Origin of the sequence: Mesorhizobium sp. LNHC229A00 (assembly GCF_000502415.1) — a bacterium.
In the GTDB taxonomy this organism is placed as follows: Bacteria; Pseudomonadota; Alphaproteobacteria; order Rhizobiales; family Rhizobiaceae; genus Mesorhizobium.
Genome location: NZ_AYWQ01000002.1, coordinates 256,215 through 273,384 on the forward strand (window position 1 = coordinate 256,215; position 17,170 = coordinate 273,384).

Here is a 17,170-nt window from a genome sequence, read left to right on the forward strand (position 1 = left end):
GCTTCGCTCCTTGCTCCGCCATGGGAGGAGACGAAACGCTGCTCACGGCGCGCAGGCGGATTGTGGCATTGGCTCCAGCCGATAGACCTTGTCGTCGGACGTCGTCTTGCCGTCGGCCGCCTTCGAGCACAGGTCGGCGATCGCCAGGCTGCTGTTGGGGTTCGCAAGCGTGATGGCGCCGTTCGCACCACGCTTGAGGAAGATCTCCTTTTGCGCGATGTCGCAGGAATAATTGCTCGTCTTTGAACTCGCGGCACAACGCCACTGGTCGGCCTCGCCCTGGCACGAATAAGTCTGCGTGACCTTGGCCCCCTTCTGCCGCGTCGTGACCGAGACCACGATGTCGGCGCCGTCGGGCCAGTTCGCGTCGTCGCCTGCCGAGGCGAAGGACGCCAGTTCCACCGGTCCTCGAAACACCCGGATCGACTGCGTCAGTTGGTCGGGATGCGAACTCATATGCGCTGCGTCATAGTCGCGCCCGTAGCAGAAGGCCTGGTCGGGCTTCAGCCGCTCGCGCAGCGGCGGCCCGAGCGCCGGGTCGATCGGATCGATGCGCGCGAATTCCGCCTTGCAGGTCGCCGCCGGCATCGGATCGAGGCGGAAATTGTCGTCTTCCTTGCCAAGCGCCTGCCTGTCGTATTCAGCCGCGCCGAGTTCTTCTTCCGAACCGGCGTCGAGGTAGATATCGGACGACAGGTCCGACAGGATCAACCGGCCCTTGCCGTCGACCTTCAGCGACGCCAGGGTACGGTCGCAGTCCATGCCGCAACGGATCGGGCCCGATTTGCCATCCTCGGACTCGTGATTGCACCAGCCTCCGGCCCATTCCGGCGCCTTGGCGCCACGCACCGTGGTGGTGAGGAATCCATTGTAGGAAGTATCGGAATTCGCGTTCGGTTCCTCATTCGGGCGGCTGACCGGATCATGGCCGTAGTAGAAGAAAATCCGCGTCACCTTCTGCTTCGGATGTGCCTTGAGGTGCGCCGCGTCATAGACCCGGCCGAAACAGGCGTCCGCCCTGTTAGGGCTGAGTTCGGTGAGTTTGAGCATATTGTCGGCAAAAGCAGAACCTATAAGTCCGACAATCAGTGCGGCGCCGAATCCGGCGCTGGCAAACGTCTTCCATTCCCTGGACGTCATGTGCCCCCCTCCGCGTCGACAAGACGTAACGTCAATTTATGCTAGTATTGGGGTCGCGGCCACGCAAATCGCGCTGAGCCGGCAAGCCAGGGAGGCACGCCATGCGCCGACGTGACATGTTCCACGCGGCTCTCGCCGGAGCCGGGACGCTTCTCGGCCTGCGGGCGGTGCAGGGGGCAACGACCGAGCCTGCCAGGCTGAAGGTCGCCTATCACCTCAGCGACCTCGACAAGGTCAATTTCGTGCTCGGCAACATCAAGAACCACTATGAGGGCACCGGCGGCAACGTCGATATCGCGCTGGTCGTGCATGGTCCGGCACTTGCCGGCTTCAAGTCGAAGGGCATATCGGCGGCGATTTCGGGGCGCTTTGCCGGTCTTGTCCAGCAAGGGCTCGAACCGCACGCCTGCGGCAACACCATGCACGGCATGGATATCACGCTCGCCGATTTGCTCGGCGGCTTCCATGCCGCCGACAGGGGCGGCGTCGTCAAGCTCGCCGAACTGCAAAGCCAGGGCCATGTCTATCTCAGGCCTTGAAGCGGCACTGACTTGAATGCAAGGGTGGCAACACCCGCCAAGAATCTCGGAAATTCCCCGGAGGAACAGAAGTGTCAGAGACAGCCCTTGGTCTTGTCATCCCCGATCTCGCCAGCAAGGCGGTGCTGGTCACCGGCGCCTCGACCGGCATCGGCGCGGCGCTCGCGCTCGCTTATGCCGAGCAGAAATGCAAGGTGGCGCTGCACTATAATTCCAGCCGCGACGCCGCCGAGAAACTCGGCCAGACCATTCGCGGCGGCGGCGGCGAGGTCTTCCTCGTCCAAGGCGACTTTTCTCTCCCCGCCGATGTCGAACGCGTCGTCGACGACAGCGCGCGGCAGTTCGGCCGGCTCGACGGGCTGGTCAACAATGCCGGCGGCATGCTTGGCCGCGTGCCCTATGCCGAGCAGACCGAGGCGCACTACGACGCGGTGATGGACCTCAACGCACGCTCGGTGCTGACCGCCTCGCGCAAGGCGATCCCCTGGCTGAAGAAACAGGGCGGCTTCATCGTCAACACCTCGTCGATCGCCGCGCGCAACGGGGCGGGCGGCGGCGCCGGCCTTTACGGCTCGGCCAAGGCCTTCGTCTCCAACGTGACGCGTGGCATGGCCAAGGAACTGATCGACTTCGGCATCCGCGTCAACGCCGTGGCGCCGGGCACCATCCTCACCCCCTTCCACGAACGCTATTCGACCGACGAGCAGATGAAGGGCATGGTCGCCACCATTCCGCAGGGCCGCGCCGGCACGGCGCAAGATTGCGTCGGTGCCTATCTGTTCCTCTCATCGGATCTGTTGAGCGGCTACGTCACCGGCCAGGTGATCGAGGTCAATGGCGGCCAGTTGATGCCTTGACCGGCGACCGGCATACTGGACACACTCCTTTCGCGCCAACCAAGGGGGAGACGAGGACATGTATGGACTGATCGGCAAGATGCGGGCGGCGCGTGGCCAACGCGACGCTGTCATGACCGTGCTGCGTGAGAGCACTGGCGCCCTGCCCGGCTGCCTGAGCTATATCATCGCCACCGACCCGGCCGACGCCGACGCGATCTGGGTGACCGAGGTGTGGACCGATCAGGCAAGCCACAAGGCCTCGCTGCAGCTTCCCGAAGTCCAGGCGGCGATCGCCAAGGCACGCCCCTTCATCGGCGGCTTCGAATTCCAGGTGGAAACGCATCCGGTGGGCGGCTTCGGCTTGGCTGAAGCCAAAACGGGCTAAGGCGGGCGCCCGAGGCGGAAACATGCTTTTCAGGCGCACTTGCGTTCGCATTTTTCGCGTCTGGGGTTAAGACCAGAACATGGATTCCGAGGCCGAGCAGCCATCTTCCGACCACCCCGCCATCGAGCGCATGAAGCGGCTGAGCAAGCCTTGGCAGTGGCTCTTCCTGCTGGTCATCTCCGCGCTCTTCGCCGGCGCGCTGGAACTCGCCGCTTTGCCGGCGGCGCTGCTGATCGGACCGATGCTAGCGGCCATCGTCGCGGGCACCAACGGCGCCACGGTGCGTGTGCCGCGGCTTCTGTTCGGCGCCGCCCAGCCTGTCGTCGGCTGCCTCGTCGCGGCTTCGATCTCGGCCGATATCTTTCCGGTCTTCTACAAGGAATGGCCGCTGTTCCTCGGCGTGGTGATCGCCACCGTCGCGGCCTCAAGCCTGCTTGGCTGGCTGATCAGCCGCTGGCGCATCCTGCCGGGCACCACCGCCGTCTGGGGCTCTTCGCCGGGGGCCGCCACCGCCATGGTGCTGATGGCCGGCGCCTTCGGCGCCGATCAGCGCCTTGTCGCCTTCATGCAGTATCTGCGCGTCATCCTCGTCTCGATGACGGCAGCCCTCGTCGCCAAGATGTGGGTCGACACCTCGGGCATCGAGGTCCCGCCCGTCGTCTGGTTCCCAGAGATCGATCCGCAACCCTTCGCCGCCACCATCGGCATGGCGCTCGTCGGCGGCCTCGCGGGCAGGCTTTGCCGGCTGCCTTCGCCCTTCTTCCTCGGCAGCTTCATCTTCGGCACAGTCATCCATCTCGGCCTCGGGGTGCCGATGCAATTGCCGCAATGGCTGCTGGCGGCCAGTTACGCGATGGTCGGCTGGGCGATCGGCCTGAACTTCACCAGGCCGATCTTGCGCCACGCGGCACGCGCTTTGCCGCAGATCATCGCTTCGATCGTCGCGCTGATCGCGTTTTGCGGCGGCCTTGCCTTCCTCATCAGCCGGCTCGCCGGCGTCGACCCGCTGACCGCCTATTTGGCGACCAGCCCTGGCGGCATGGACAGCGTCGCCATCATCTCCGCCGCCGCGCGGAACGTAGACATCTCCTTTGTCATGGCACTGCAGTCGGCGCGCTTCCTGATCGTGCTGCTTGTCGGCCCGAGCATTGCCCGGCTGGTAGCCAGAAGCATCAGGGAAGGATGAGGGCTGCCACCAGGGCACCGCTATCGCTCGGCTGCAAGGCGTTCGGGAAGAAAGTCGACGAAGACGCGCACCTTTGGCGACAGATGGCGATTGGAGGGCCATAGCATCCGGAACTGGCCGCGGCCGTCGACATGATCGTCAAGCACGGTGCGCAACCGGTCCTCGCGCAGCGCATCCCGCACCAGGAAATCGGGCATGCAGGCGATGCCGAGTCCGGCGATCGTGGCGCCTTTCAAAGCTTCCATGTTGTTGCAGGTCAGCATCGAACGGATCAGCGGTTGGGCGCTCCCGGTAATGAACGGCCAGCCCAGCAGCCTGCCGCTGTTGAGATAGCGGAAGTTTATGCCGAAATGCCTGATGAGATCCGCCGGCACGCTGGGAGTGCCATGGCGCTCGAGATAGGAGGGTGCCGCGCACAGCAGCATGCGGAAGGGCGCAATAGGTCTTGACACCAATCGTGAATCGGGCAGCTCGCCGCTGCGGATGGCGACATCGATGCCTTCCTCGATGACGTCGACGATCCGGTCGTTGAAATCGATATCGAGCTCGATCTCGGGATAGCGGGCCATGAACTCCGACAGCACCGGCAGCAAAAGATGGTAGGTGACGATCGGGGTCGAGACGCGCAACCGTCCACGCGGCGTCTCCCTTGTCCGCGACAGCATCGCCTCGGCATCGTCGATGTCGTCGAGGATGCGCCGCACGCGCTCGTTGAACAGCTTGCCCTCCTCCGTCAGTCCGATCCGCCGCGTGGAGCGCTGCAGCAGCCGAACGCCGAGTTCCTGTTCGAGCCGCGCGACGCTTTTGCCGACGGCCGAAGCAGAGATGCCGAGCGCCCGGCCGGCGGCGACGAAGCTGCCGAACTCGGCGGTGCGGGCGAAAGCCAGAAGGCCGCTGAGGCGATCCACCATGCTGCTCCATTCGAGCGTTTCAGTCCGTTATATCAGGATATTTAATAGTATTATTCCTGATCTGTCTCTGACCTATCTTGGTCCGCATGATCGGCGCCGCGGTTTCGCGCATGCCGGCGCGGACCGCTCAGATGGGAAAACCCATGACCTTGAAGACCATAACCGGCCCGGCCGATAGATGGCTCGTGCTCTTGTCGGTATGCCTTGCCGCTATGACGATGCCTCTGACCTTCACCGGCCCGGCCGTCGCGCTCTCCCGGATCGCGGCCGATCTCGGCGGCAGCCCGATCGCGCTCAACTGGGTGACCAACGCCTTTATGCTGACCTTCGCCGCCAGCCTGATGGCAGCCGGAGCGCTCGCCGATAATCATGGCCGCAAGCGAATCTTCCTCGTCGGTCTCGCCCTCTACATTCTCGCCTCGCTCGGCGCGATGCTGGCGTCCGACATCGCCTGGTTCGACATCTTCAGGGCCGCGCAAGGGCTCGGCAGTGCCTTGGCCTTCGCCGGCGGCGCCTCCGCGCTTGCCCAGGAATTCGAGGGACCATCGCGGCTGCGCGCCTTCTCCTTTCTCGGCACCAGTTTCGGCATCGGGCTGGCCTTCGGCCCGATCGCCTCCGGCCTGCTCATCTCCGCCTTCGGCTGGCGGTCGATCTTTGTTCTGGTCATGGCACTTGCGGCTGCCTCGGCAACCCTCGGCCTGCGCACCATCAGGGAATCGCGTGATCCGGATGCGACCGGCCTCGACTGGGCGGGCGCCGCCACGTTCACCTTCGCGCTGGCCTCGCTGACCTATGGCGTGCTCCAGGCGCCCCAGAGCCGCTGGGCCGATCCGCTGGTGGCAACGCTTCTCGTCGTCGCCGTCCTTTGCTTTGTGCTGTTTGTCGTCGCCGAGAGGCGCGCGCGCCGGCCGATGCTCGATCTCACCCTGTTTCGCTTTCCTCGCTTTGTCGGCGTCCAGTTTCTTGCGGCGGCGCCCGCCTATGGCTTCGTCGTCCTGCTCGTACTTTTACCAATCCGCTTCATCGGCATCGAGGGGATGAGCGAGATCAAGGCCGGGCAATTGATGATCTGCCTCTCCGGGCCGTTGCTGTTCCTGCCCTTGCTCGCCGGCCAGCTGGCGCGCTGGATCGCTCCGGCCACGATCTGCGGCGTCGGCTTGCTCGTCGCGGCGGCCGGCCTTGTCTGGCTGAGCCTGACGCCACCGGTTGACGTTGCGCTGGTCGCGCCGCTGACCCTGATCGGCGTCGGCATCGCCTTGCCTTGGGGGTTGATGGACGGGCTCGCCGTCAGCGTCGTGCCGACGGAGCGGGCCGGGATGGCGGTCGGCATCTTCAACACCACCCGTGTCGCTTGCGAAGGTGTGGCGCTGGCCATCGTCATGGCGACGCTGTCAGGCTTCACCGCCGCGCAACTCACCGGTCGAGGCGCTGCGTCTTCCAGCGACGCGGGCGGCGCGGCGCAATTGCTGGTGACCGGCAATGTCGGTGGAGCCGCGCACCATTTGCCGGCGGCCGGCGCCGTCGTGCTGGTCGAGGCCTACGAAACCGCGTTCGACAGGCTGCTGGTCGTGCTGGCGGCAATCACCATCGTCACCGCCCTCGTCGTCTTTCTCGGCCTGCGCCGCGGATCGGCGGCGGAGCACGACACCGAACCGCTGCCGGCCTGCCAGGAAGGGTAGGCGTCAGCCATTCTCAGGCCAGCTGAATATCAATGCACCTTAGTCCAGCCTGTGCATCAGATCGTCATCCAGCCAGCGGCCGAAGAAATAAGCCAGCTGCTTGTGCCACCACGGCCAGTCATGGCTGACGTCGCCGCCCCAATAGTCGACCCAGGCCGGAATGGATTTGTCGCGCAGGATCTGTTCCAGCTGGCGCGTCTCGACCAGCATGCGCTCCTCCCATGCGCCCTGCCCGCAGCAGAAGATCAGCCTGAGCGCCTTCAGCCGCGCCAGCAGTTTCGGGTCGACGATCCCTGGCAGATAATCCAGCGGCGAGTTGTAGAAGATGTCCCCGTCGAGCGCCTTGCCGAAAAAATCGCGGGCCGAATAGACCCCCGACAGCGAGATGACGCCGCTGGCGAGCTCGGGAAAACGGAAGACGAAGTTCGAGGAATGGTAGCCGCCCATCGAACAGCCCGAGAAGAGCGGTTTCAGCCGCCGTCCGCCATTGGCTTGCGCGGCGGTTTCCAGAAATTCCGGCAGCGCCTCCTCGCGCAGATAGCGGAAATAGGCCTCGTGCCGGTCGATGCGATGCACGGCATCGACATCCCTGGCGAAGAAGGATTCTGTATCGATGCCGTCGACGGTGAACAGCTGGATGCGGCCGGTATCGACGAACTCGGCGAGCGCCCCCACTCCGCCGGAATCCTCGAACTGGTAGAACCGGCCCTGAGAGGTCGGGAACACCACGACCGGCCGGCCGGCATGCCCGTAGCGCTTGTACTCCATGTCGCGGCCGAGATTACGGGCGAAAACCTTGTGATAGGAAATGTCCATGCCTCAAGCCTTTTCGGCGTGGATATAGGCCACCGCTTCGCGCAGATCAGCCTGATCCTTCGAGCGCATCTGGTAGGCGTAATTTCCCATGGCCCGGCTGAAAACCTCTTCTATCGGCTGATGATGGACGATCTTGTCGCGGTGGGCGGCTAGCACGTCCCCATGGCTGTGCAAATAGTCGATGTGGCGCTTGCGGCTGGCATAGGCGGTGAAATACTTGCCCTCATAAGGGCCGCCGGCAGCATCCTTGACCACCATGTCTGCCCATGCCGCGTAGACATCGATGTCGAAGGTGTAGTTGATCGCGTCGGTCATCCAGGCGCCGGGCGGCCGCATGTTGACCTCCAGCGCGATGATGCGGTCGTCCCTGGTCTCGAACAGTTCGATATGGAAAAAGCGTTCGCGCACGTCGAACGCCTTCAGAATCTTGCGGCCCGCCTCCTCGACGACGGGCCTGATCCGGGGAAAGCAGGTGTAGCTCATGTGGCGGTCCTTGTTGACCACGTCCATGACACTCTGGTCGTAGCGATGGCTGGCCGCCAGTACCACTTCGCCGTCGCGGTTGATCAATCCGTCATAGGTCACCACCAGCCCTTCGATGAACTGCTCCATGACGAAGGTCACGTCCTCCGGCTTGTCCCGGAAGAACTGGTCGAGCTCTTTCGCATTGGAGATCTTGAACGTGTTCGACGCGCCGGAGCCCGAATCCGGCTTCACCACCACGGGGTAGCCGACGCGGCGGATGAAGGTCATGGCGCCGGCCCGGTCGGAGCATTTGCGCTGCGCGATCGTCTCGACCCCGCTCTTGCGGAAGAAGGCGCGCATGCGGCTCTTGCGCTTCAGATTCTTCACGAAATCGAGCTTGGTGCCGTAGATGTTGAAGTCGGTGCGGATGTTGGCTTCCAGTTCCAGCCAGTGCTCGTTGAGCGATTCGAACCGATCGATGCGGCCCCATTTTTGGATGAAATGGCCTATCGCCCGGAACACCGGCTCGTAATCCTCCATGTCGGCAACGCGGTAGTATTCCGAAAGCGCCTGCTTCAGCTTGCCGTCGAGCGCATCATAGGGCGCATCGCCAATGCCGAGCACGGTCGCGCCGGCCTTCTTCAGCCGGTCGCAGAAATCGGCGCCATTGGCGGGAAAATGCGGCGAGAAGAACACGAAATTCATGAACGCCCCCTGCCGACGACACCCGCCGGTTCGCAAGTCTGGCCCATTTGCGGCGCGCGGGGAAGAGCATCCGCGCCAGGGATGATGTTCGACAGGGTCGGCACCGCTTGCCTCCCAAGGGCCGCTCCTGTATGAGAGCGGCCATGAACATGCGCGCCACCACCGCTTCCCGTCAGACCGGCTTTGCCGGCGAGACCGTGCGCGCGCTTGCCTCGACCCTGCTTCTTCTCGGCCTTATCGGCGATCGCCGGGTTCGCTGAAGGAGCGCCCGGCGGTCGAACCGCCGCGCAAGCGCATGCTCCTTGGCAGATCATATCAAGCGAACGAAATTCTGGTAAAGGCGCCGCTTGGCTCCACATCCGCCTGAAAGGTGGACCCGCCAGCCGCCGGGAGAAACGACGATGAACGCACGAGAAGACATCCGCGCCAGCGAGGCCGCGACCGGCAAGCAAATTGGCCGGGGCATGCCGGACGCAGCCCGAAAATATCAGCCCTACCCGACCGTCGGCCTCACCGACCGGACCTGGCCCTCGAAGGTGATCGACAAGGCGCCGATGTGGTGCTCGGTGGATTTGCGCGACGGCAACCAGGCGCTGATCGATCCTATGGGCCACGAGCGCAAGGCGCGCATGTTCGGCCTGCTGCTCGACATGGGCTTCAAGGAAATCGAGATCGGCTTCCCGTCCGCCTCGCAGACCGATTTCGACTTCGCGCGCTGGTGCATCGAGCAAGGCAATGTGCCGGCCGATGTGTCGTTGCAGGTGCTGGTGCAGTGCCGGCCCGAACTGATCAGCCGCACCTTCGAGGCGCTGAAGGGCGCCACCAACCCGATCGTGCATTTCTACAACTCGACCAGCGAGTTGCAGCGTCGCGTCGTCTTCGAGAAAGATGTCGGCGGCATCAAGCGCATCGCGACCGACGCGGCCAAGATGATCACCGACATGGCTGCCAGGGCTGGCGGCGGCTATCGCTTCGAATATTCGCCGGAGAGCTTCACCGGCACCGAACTCGAGGTCGCTCTGGAGATCTGCAACGCCGTCACCGAAATCGTCAGGCCGACGCCCGACAACAAGCTGATCATCAACCTGCCGTCGACGGTCGAGATGTCGACGCCCAATATCTATGCCGACCGCATCGAGTGGATGTGCCGCAATCTCGACAACCGCGAAAACCTGATCATCTCGCTGCATCCGCACAATGATCGTGGCACCGGCATCGCCACCACCGAACTCGGCCTGATGGCTGGTGCCGACCGGGTCGAGGGCACTCTGTTCGGCAATGGCGAGCGCACCGGCAATGTCGACATCGTCACCTTGGCGCTCAACATGTACACGCAAGGCGTCGATCCGGGCATCGACTGCTCCGACATCAACCGGATGAAAGATGTCTACGAGTATTCGAACCAGCTGAAGATTCCCGAGCGTCACCCCTACGTCGGCGAACTCGTCTACACTGCTTTTTCCGGCTCGCACCAGGACGCCATCAACAAGGGCATGAAGGCCTTGAAGAAGGCCAACACGCCGCACTGGGAAGTGCCATACCTGCCAATCGATCCGGCCGATGTCGGCCGCAGCTATGAGGCCATCATCCGCATCAACTCGCAGTCGGGCAAGGGCGGTATTGCCTATGTGTTGCAGGCCGATTACGGCCTCAATTTGCCGCGCAACCTGCAGATCGAATTCAGCCAGGCTATCCAGGCGATCACCGACGCCGAAGGCAAGGAAGTGCCGGCAAAGCGTATTCATGACCGCTTCCTCGAAACCTATGTCGACCAGCCTGGCGCCCGCCTGAAATTCCTCGATCATCACACTTATCCGGCCACCGAGGTGAAGGGCCGGCGCGTAGTCGAGGCGGTCATCCTCGACCACGGCAAGGAAGTGACGATATCGGGCACCGGCACCGGCCCGATCGACGGCTTCGTCGATGCGCTGTCACGCCATGTCGGCGTCGAGATGTCGGTGCTCGATTATTCCGAGCATTCGATGCAGCGCGGCTCGAATGCGTCGGCCATCTCCTATGTCGAGATGGAATATCCCGGCGGCAAGCTGTTCGGCGCCGGCATCAACACCAACATCGTCGCTGCCTCTCTGGAAGCGGTAACGTCAGCGGCCAATCGTATCGTCGGCCGCAACGCGCGATAGTTCGCCGTCGGCGCGAGAGCCGGGATTGCTCTCGCGCCGCTATTTTTCGGGCCTGAACAAGGTCTTGGCATCCATGGGATTCGATAAGGATTGCTCCGGCGTCCCTGGCCATCCTGTCGCGCGCTGCTCATTAACCACCGGCAAAATATCCGGTGGGGTAGGCGATCGCATAATGGGTGTATACTTGTATGGCGGTGCGGGCATTATATGATCAGCGCCTTAACCTGTGCCGACTTCGAGAGGATCGACACTTGCAGCATGCCACGCCTGCCGCCCCCGCAGTGCGCGAAACATTGGAGCGACTGCTTGCCAGCGAAACGTTCGGAAGATCCGAGCGGGCACGCAAGCTGTTGCGCTATCTTGTCGAGCGCGAACAGGCAGGCGAAGCCGACAGGCTCAAGGGCTTTTCCATCGCCATGGATGTCTTCGGCAAGGACGGCGATTTCGATCCTTCGACTGATGCGGTGGTGCGGGTTCAGGCCGGCCGGCTGCGTGACTTGCTGCAGCAATATTTCGCCAATGAAGGTGTTGCGGAGCCTGTCCGCATAGCCATTCCGCGCGGCGGCTACGTCCCGGCCTACGAGCTCAACGCGATCCGCTTGCCGGAGACGGCCGAACTCGCCACGCAGACGGGAGCGGCGGCGGCTCCATCGGCGCAACGCGGCACTGCCGAGAGCGCCACTCCGGCCCCTGCCTTATTGGCGCCGATTGTCGCGCCGGCGCCGTCGGTGGCACGTCACCTCCGATTCTTCTGGATGGCGATCGCTGTCGTCATCGCCATGCTTGGTGTTTTGATCCTGCGTCAGGGCGGCGGTGCGCTGCTGGCAGGCGGCGACTTTGCGGCCACGCTCGAGACCGCGGGCCTGGCCGGCGGCGTCGCGCCGTCTCCCGCCAGCGAGGCCTTGCCGCTCGTCTACATCGCCGACAAGGCCAGTGGCACGGATGCCAGCCGTGTCGCCGCATCGCTGCGCGCCGGCCTGAGCGGTTTCGATACGATCGATTTCATCGGTCGCGACGCGGTCGCCACAACCGATCCGGCCACCAATGCCACGAGCTTCATCTTCGATATTCTGCCTGGGCCGGATACGGGCGAAATCACGATTGAACTGCAGAGCGTGGCGACCGGACGGGTGCTTTTGTCGCGCAACCTGACCGCCGCCGACAGCGCACCGGCCGCCGTCGAGAACCGTATAGCCGGCATCTTGACGTCCACTCTTCCCGCTTCCGGCACAATCTACAGCTATCTCGAACAGAGCGGCATTCAGACCGTCCTCACGCAATGCCTGACGCTCAACGACAAATATTATCTCGACCAGAACGCCAGGACCCACGAAGCCGCCTATCGCTGCCTCGAAACCCTCGCCGAACGCGGCGCCAAGTCACCACTGGTCTATTCGGAACTCGCCTCGCTGCACCTGGAGGCCGTGAACGACCACTACGCCTATCCGCCGGATGCCACGATCGAGAAGGCGATGACATTTGCCCATCGCGCCGTGCAGATGGGACCGACCAGTCCTTATGCGCATCGCTCCTACGGCTACATCAACTCGCGTCTTGGCAACGCTGACGAGGCGCTGCGCTGGATGCGCAAGGCCTATGACCTCAATCCCTACGATCTCGCCATGGCCGCCGCTTACGGCTATGGGCTGATTTTCGCCGGCCGGTATGCCGAGGGGACGCCGATCCTGGCCCAGGCGGTGGACGCCTCCAGCGGTCATCCGACATGGTGGGATTTCGGACTTTTCGCCGGCGAACTCATGCTTGGCGACACGAACAAGGCCGCCATCGCCAGTTCCTCTTTGAGAACAACCGCAACCAAGTCGCACTATCTTGCCGCCCGGCTGATCGGCGCCAAGATCGCCGGCCGGGACAATCTGGCGCGCAAGCTGCTCGACGAGCTGACCGCCAAATTTCCGAAATTCGCCGCCGATCCGCGCGCGACCTTCGTCGAACGAAAATATCCGCCCGATCTGACCGAGCGGCTGGTTGGGGCCCTGCGCGCGGCGGGCCTCGGCAACGCGAGCTGACGTCCCACCAACGGGTTGTTTGGACCAACCGAATTGTTGCCCGCCGAAAGCAGGTGGCAAACCCCCGATTCGACTGATTTGCCGCCTTTGTCAGACGACTTCGCGAGGTCGAGAGCTCGCAACCGCCAGCCGTCGCGAAAATTTTACTGGCCATCGTGGACAAGGAGCAATCCAGCCGCATTCCCATCTTGCCGTCCCGTCATAAGCTTTCACATTTCATGATCGCATCGCTTCACGCCACCGAACAGGGTACTGGCTCGAAGGCCATCGCCTTGCTGCATGGTTTTGGCGGCTGCCATGGTGTCTGGCACGAAGTGATCCCGTCGCTGTCGCCTGCGGTGCGCACACTGGCTTATGATTTGCCGGGGCACGGGCTGTCGCTCGATCTGCCCGGCGCCGGCCCGGCCAAGGGGGCGGCAAGGGCCGTCCTGGCCGATCTCACCGCGCGATCGGTGAAGCGCGTTCATCTGGTGGGCCACTCGATGGGCGGCGCGGTGGCGACGCTGATGGCACTGGCGGAACCCGAGAGGGTGGCCTCGCTAACACTTCTGGCGCCGGGCGGCTTCGGCCCCGAGATCAACGGCCCGCTGTTGCGCCGCTTTGCCGCCGCAAGGGATTCCTCCGACATCCGGGCGTGCCTAAGCGCGATGTCGGGACCGCTGACGCGCCCTGTCGATGACACCGTGGACGCCCTCCGCGACATGCGCGGGCGACCCGGCCAGGTGGAGAAACTGATCGAGATTGCTGCCGCCATGACCAGCGACGACCGGCAGGGCGTCATCCCGCGCGACCGGTTGGACACACTGACCATGCCGGTGACGGTGGTATGGGGGAGCGATGACCCGATGCTACCCGTTACCCAAATGGATGGTCTGCCCGCGCGATTTCACGTGCACCACGTGCTGGAGGCTGGCCATATGCTGATCGAGGAGGCGCCCGATCTGGTCGCCATGATCATACAGCGCAACATGAACCGCCGCGCCAGGCCCTTGCGCCCGAAACTCGCCGCCACCGGCTGAGAGGTCCCGCGCGGCACCGAGCGGGAGCCCTGCCATTTTGATCTCGCCAGTGCATTTTGGCTTCGGCTGTGTTAACTGCCTGTTAACCAAAACCCCGCGAGGCCACGCCGATGAAGGACGCAGGCGAAAAGATCGATCCGTCAAAGAAACTGTCCGATGCCATCCGTGATGTGAAGAATGCCTTCGCTGACCGCGACGATGTCGTTGTCGACATGCGCGAGGCGCACCGCATGCGCCTGGACCTGCTGGCCGCGGACCTCGCGCCCATCTTTGCCGACGTTCCAGCCGACATGGACAATTTCGACTTTGTCGTCTCCTCGGGGCTGCAGCCGCGCCTGTGGATCGATGCCGTCAGCCATGTCGCGATGGGACGCGACCGTCGCACCTACCGTTTCCTCAAGGATACACGCATTGGCCGGGTCGTGCTTGCCGAGTCGACCGAGATGAAGCCGGTCGCCGATTCCGTGACGCGTTATGTGGCCGAGCGCATCGTCGAGCGCCAGAGGATGATGGAAGGTGGCGTCGAGCCGGCGGTCGCCGGTTTGAAACGCGCCGAGGTCGCGGAAGCCGAGCCACCGCTGCGAGCATCGACGCAAGGCAAGGGCTGGTGGGCCTTCCTGTCCGGGCTTGGGCTGGTCGCCGCCGGCGCGCTGGTTGGTCTGGCGTTGTCGGCCGCGCTGCTGTGGGACCGCATCTCGGCCATGGTTCTCAACTGGCGGCCATAGCCTCGCCGGGCTCGACCCCGAGTTCCAGGCTCTGCAGATCGGAAGGCGGTATCGACGGTCCGGTCAGACCGCGTCGCGTCAGGTGGATACGCCAGTTACCCTTTTCGCCGTCGATGTCGAACAGATTGTACTGTGCTGCCGGGTGATTGCCGCCCGGCGCCTGGCCGGCGGCCGCGACCCCGACGACCGGGATCTTTGCACCGCGAAGCCCAATCTGGAACAACGACGGCAGATGCGAATGGCCGTGCAGCACAAGCTCCGCGCCATGGCGACGGACGATTTTGTGGAAGCGGGCGATGCCGAACAGCCGCTTGTGCTGGGAGACGGCGCCCCGTAATGGCGGATGATGGATCATGATCGCGCGGAAAAGCCCTTGCTTCGCCGTGCTCTCGAGGATCTTGCCGAGCCGAGCCGCCTGCCCCTCCATGAAGAAACCATTGGCCATGAAGGGCGCCGTGGCGCGCGCCGTCGAGACCCCGATCAGCGCGATGTTGCCGCGCACGCGCAGATATGGGAAGGCATTGCGGTCGACCGGCGTGTTGACACCGTCGCCGCTCATCCACGCCGCCCACGACCGGCAGACCTTGTCGAAGGCGCCGGGCACATAGGCATCATGGTTTCCCGGCACGACCGAAACGTCATGCGGTGGCCCCAGCGTCTCGAGCCAGTGTTTGGCCATCTCGATCTCACCGTCGAGGGCGAGGTTGACGAGGTCGCCGGTGATGGCGAGATGGTCGGGGTTTTGCGCCTTGATATCGGCGACGATGGCGTCGATGACGGCATCGTGCATGTGGCGGCGGCGGTTGCGCTGCCAGTTGACGTAGCCGAGCACGCGCTTGGAGGCGAGATCGCGATAGGATACATCGGGCAGCGGCCCCAGATGGACATCGGAAATATGCGCGAGCCTGAACATCCCTCCTTCATAGGCGACGTGCGCGCCCCTTTCCACCCANGGTTTCGCTACTGATGGCGAGCGACGAGGAGGCTCCTTTCCGCCAGACCGGCTGGGCGGGTTTGAGGGCCTGGCTGTTCCACCTCTATTTCGTGCTGCGGCGGCCGATGACGCTCGGTGTGCGCGGCCTCATCCACGATGCCGGCACCAATTCCGTCTTCCTCATCCGCCATACCTATGTGCCCGGTTGGCAGCTTCCCGGCGGCGGCGTCGAGGTTGGCGAGACGATGGCCGAGGCGCTGGCGCGCGAACTTTACGAGGAAGGCAACATCCAGATCACGGACGCGCCCGTTCTCAAATCGATGCATTTCAACCGCCGTGCCAGCCGGCGCGACCATGTCGGCTTCTATCTCGTCGAACAGTTCAGCCAGACCGCACCGAAACTGCCCGACCATGAAATCGCCGAGGCCGGCTTTTTCCCGCTCGATCGCCTGCCGGAGGGCACGACGCCGGCAACGCTGCGGCGGATCGCCGAAATTTTCGCAAACGTGCCGGCATCGCCCTATTGGTAGTCAGGCGGCAGCCCTTCCAAAACGCGCCCGATCATGCGGCGCGCCATAGTCGAGCGCCGGCCCGACCGGCACGATCCGGGTCGGGTTGATGGTCTCGTGGCTGCCGTAATAATGCGCCTTGATGTGGCGCAGGTTCACGGTCCCGGCGACGCCAGGCACGCTATAGAGGTCGCGCAGATAGTTCGAGAGGTTCGGATAATCGGCGATGCGGCGCAGGTTGCACTTGAAGTGACCGACATAGACCGGATCGAAGCGCACCAGGGTGGTGAACAGCCGCCAGTCGGCCTCGGTGATGCGATCACCCACCAGGTAGCGTTGCCTGGAAAGGCGATGTTCCAGAGTGTCGAGCGCCGAAAACAGCGCGCCGAACGCCTCCTCATAGGCCGCTTGCGTGGTGGCAAAACCGGCACGATAGACGCCATTGTTGACGGCGGGATAGACCAGCGCGTTGATCGCGTCGATCTCGCCGCGCAGGGCCTCGGGGTAGAAGTCGAAGCTGGCGTTGCCCCATTCGTCGAAGGCCGAATTGAGCATCCGGATGATCTCGGAGGATTCGTTGGAGACGATCGTCTGTTCCTTCTTGTCCCACAGCACCGGCACCGTCACCCGGCCTGAATAGGCAGGATCGGCCTCGGTGTAAATCTGGTGCAGAAAGTCGAGACCATAGAGCGTGTCGCCGGTGGCGCCGTCCTCGGCGAGAAACGTCCAACCGTTCGCACCCATGAAATGGTGAACCACCGAGACGGAAATGATGCCTTCCAGCCTCTTCAGTGCGCGAAAAATTAGCGTCCGGTGCGCCCAGGGACAGGCGAGTGAGACGTAAAGGTGATAGCGGCCGGGCTCCGCCTTGAAGCCGCGGCTGCGGCCTTCGGCGGGTTTGCCGTCGTGCGTGATCCAGTCGCGCCATTGCGACTGCGCCCGCACGAACTTGCCGCCACTGTTCTTCGTGTCGTACCAGCGGTCCTGCCATTTGCCATCGACGAGCAATCCCATGAATTGTCCTTTCGCGTTTCCCGTCATGTAGGGCGCGCTACGGTAAGGCGGAAATCATCCAGGGCTGAACAGATCGTCAATCGGTAGTGCCGGCGAACGGGTCGATTGCGGCGGCGCAAAATTGATGCTAGCGGAC

Annotated in this window: 16 protein-coding genes; 10 read left to right on the forward strand and 6 right to left on the reverse strand. The window is 63.8% G+C overall.

Going from position 1 to position 17,170, the window contains the following annotated elements:
- Positions 1-42: 42 nt before the first annotated feature.
- Positions 43-1,140, reverse strand: a complete 1,098-nt coding sequence (locus X742_RS165145) for a hypothetical protein (protein ID WP_023770341.1) — start codon at positions 1,138-1,140, stop codon at positions 43-45.
- A gap of 101 nt (positions 1,141-1,241) precedes the next feature.
- Here X742_RS165145 and X742_RS165140 point away from each other — a divergent pair, with 101 nt between their 5' ends.
- From X742_RS165140 to X742_RS165125, 4 genes are all read left to right on the forward strand, one after another.
- On the forward strand, positions 1,242-1,679 hold the full coding sequence (locus X742_RS165140; RefSeq protein WP_023770342.1) for a DsrE family protein: 438 nt from the start codon (positions 1,242-1,244) through the stop codon (positions 1,677-1,679).
- A 71-nt stretch (positions 1,680-1,750) separates the two neighbouring features.
- A complete protein-coding gene (locus X742_RS165135) occupies positions 1,751-2,536 on the forward strand; it encodes an SDR family oxidoreductase (RefSeq protein ID WP_023770343.1) in 786 nt (261 codons plus the stop codon).
- Between the two features lie 58 nt (positions 2,537-2,594).
- The gene (locus X742_RS165130; protein WP_023770344.1) at positions 2,595-2,903 is read left to right on the forward strand and encodes a putative quinol monooxygenase; all 309 of its coding nucleotides are present in this window, start codon (positions 2,595-2,597) and stop codon (positions 2,901-2,903) included.
- A gap of 79 nt (positions 2,904-2,982) precedes the next feature.
- Positions 2,983-4,089: an AbrB family transcriptional regulator gene (locus tag X742_RS165125; protein WP_023770345.1), complete on the forward strand. Its 1,107-nt coding sequence runs from the start codon at positions 2,983-2,985 to the stop codon at positions 4,087-4,089.
- Positions 4,090-4,109: 20 nt separating this feature from the next.
- On the opposite strand, the gene X742_RS165120 is transcribed toward X742_RS165125, so the two are convergent.
- Positions 4,110-4,997 carry a LysR family transcriptional regulator gene (locus tag X742_RS165120; protein WP_023770346.1) on the reverse strand — a complete coding sequence of 296 codons (888 nt, stop codon included), beginning with the start codon at positions 4,995-4,997 and terminating at the stop codon, positions 4,110-4,112.
- Between the two features lie 146 nt (positions 4,998-5,143).
- On the opposite strand from X742_RS165120, the gene X742_RS165115 reads away from it, so the two are divergent.
- Complete coding sequence (locus X742_RS165115) at positions 5,144-6,679, forward strand: MFS transporter (RefSeq protein ID WP_023770347.1); 1,536 nt, start codon at positions 5,144-5,146, stop codon at positions 6,677-6,679.
- 39 nt (positions 6,680-6,718) lie between these two features.
- Here X742_RS165115 and X742_RS165110 read toward each other — a convergent pair whose 3' ends face one another.
- A complete protein-coding gene (locus X742_RS165110) occupies positions 6,719-7,495 on the reverse strand; it encodes an alpha/beta hydrolase-fold protein (protein ID WP_023770348.1) in 777 nt (258 codons plus the stop codon).
- A 3-nt stretch (positions 7,496-7,498) separates the two neighbouring features.
- Positions 7,499-8,665: an ATP-grasp domain-containing protein gene (locus X742_RS165105; protein WP_023770349.1), complete on the reverse strand. Its 1,167-nt coding sequence runs from the start codon at positions 8,663-8,665 to the stop codon at positions 7,499-7,501.
- 401 nt (positions 8,666-9,066) lie between these two features.
- Here X742_RS165105 and leuA point away from each other — a divergent pair, with 401 nt between their 5' ends.
- From leuA to X742_RS165085, 4 genes are all read left to right on the forward strand, one after another.
- Positions 9,067-10,806 carry a 2-isopropylmalate synthase gene (gene leuA, locus X742_RS165100; RefSeq protein ID WP_031247659.1) on the forward strand — a complete coding sequence of 580 codons (1,740 nt, stop codon included), beginning with the start codon at positions 9,067-9,069 and terminating at the stop codon, positions 10,804-10,806.
- 251 nt (positions 10,807-11,057) lie between these two features.
- A complete protein-coding gene (locus X742_RS165095; RefSeq protein ID WP_023770352.1) occupies positions 11,058-12,833 on the forward strand; it encodes a hypothetical protein in 1,776 nt (591 codons plus the stop codon).
- A 218-nt stretch (positions 12,834-13,051) separates the two neighbouring features.
- Positions 13,052-13,852 (forward strand): alpha/beta fold hydrolase, encoded by an 801-nt coding sequence (locus tag X742_RS165090; protein ID WP_023770353.1) that lies wholly within the window; start codon positions 13,052-13,054, stop codon positions 13,850-13,852.
- A gap of 110 nt (positions 13,853-13,962) precedes the next feature.
- The gene (locus X742_RS165085) at positions 13,963-14,577 is read left to right on the forward strand and encodes a hypothetical protein (RefSeq protein WP_023770354.1); all 615 of its coding nucleotides are present in this window, start codon (positions 13,963-13,965) and stop codon (positions 14,575-14,577) included.
- Here the strand turns inward: X742_RS165085 and X742_RS165080 are convergent.
- Positions 14,561-15,490, reverse strand: a complete 930-nt coding sequence (locus X742_RS165080; protein ID WP_023770355.1) for a metallophosphoesterase — start codon at positions 15,488-15,490, stop codon at positions 14,561-14,563. The two genes, X742_RS165085 and X742_RS165080, sit on opposite strands and share 17 nt — an antisense overlap.
- A gap of 53 nt (positions 15,491-15,543) precedes the next feature.
- On the opposite strand from X742_RS165080, the gene X742_RS165075 reads away from it, so the two are divergent.
- Entirely contained in the window at positions 15,544-16,041 is a 498-nt protein-coding gene (locus X742_RS165075) for an NUDIX domain-containing protein (RefSeq protein ID WP_023770356.1), read from the forward strand.
- On the opposite strand, the gene X742_RS165070 is transcribed toward X742_RS165075, so the two are convergent.
- On the reverse strand, positions 16,042-17,034 hold the full coding sequence (locus X742_RS165070; protein WP_023770357.1) for a glutathione S-transferase family protein: 993 nt from the start codon (positions 17,032-17,034) through the stop codon (positions 16,042-16,044).
- Positions 17,035-17,170: the final 136 nt, after the last annotated feature.